This window comes from Burkholderia sp. Tr-862, assembly GCF_011753085.1.
GTDB lineage: Bacteria > Pseudomonadota > Gammaproteobacteria > Burkholderiales > Burkholderiaceae > Burkholderia > Burkholderia ambifaria.
In genome coordinates this window covers 1-738 of sequence record NZ_VWWG01000419.1, presented here as the reverse complement: position 1 = coordinate 738, position 738 = coordinate 1, and the positions used below count along the sequence as shown (strand labels likewise).

1 protein-coding gene is annotated in these 738 nt (G+C 64.8%); it reads left to right on the top strand.

Annotation, left to right across the window (positions count from 1 at the left end; translation table 11 throughout):
• The coding region (locus F3J14_RS35255; protein WP_148094074.1) for a 3-hydroxybutyrate dehydrogenase at positions 1 to 738 on the top strand (738 nt) is incomplete at both ends.

Here is a 738-nt window from a genome sequence, read left to right as displayed (position 1 = left end):
GGCAAGACCGCAGTCGTCACGGGCGCCGCAAGCGGCATCGGCAAGGAAATCGCACTGGAGCTCGCCAAGGCGGGCGCGGCCGTCGCGATCGCCGACCTGAACCAGGACGGCGCGAACGCGGTTGCCGACGAGATCAACAAGGCAGGCGGCAAGGCGATCGGCGTCGCGATGGACGTGACCAATGAGGACGCCGTGAACAGCGGCATCGACAAGGTTGCTGAAGCGTTCGGCTCGGTCGACATCCTCGTGTCGAACGCCGGCATCCAGATCGTCAATCCGATCGAGAATTACTCGTTCTCCGACTGGAAGAAGATGCAGGCGATCCACGTCGACGGCGCGTTCCTGACGACGAAGGCCGCGCTCAAGCACATGTACAAGGATGATCGCGGCGGCGTCGTGATCTACATGGGTTCGGTGCATTCGCACGAAGCGTCGCCGCTGAAGTCGGCCTACGTGACGGCCAAGCACGGTCTGCTCGGCCTGGCGCGCGTGCTGGCGAAGGAAGGCGCGAAGCACAACGTGCGCTCGCACGTCGTGTGTCCGGGCTTCGTGCGCACGCCGCTCGTCGACAAGCAGATTCCGGAGCAGGCGAAGGAGCTCGGGATCAGCGAAGAGGAAGTGATCAAGAAGGTGATGCTCGGCAACACGGTCGACGGCGTGTTCACGACGGTGCAGGACGTCGCGCAGACGGTGCTGTTCCTGTCGGCGTTCCCGAGCGCCGCGCTCACGGGGCAGTCG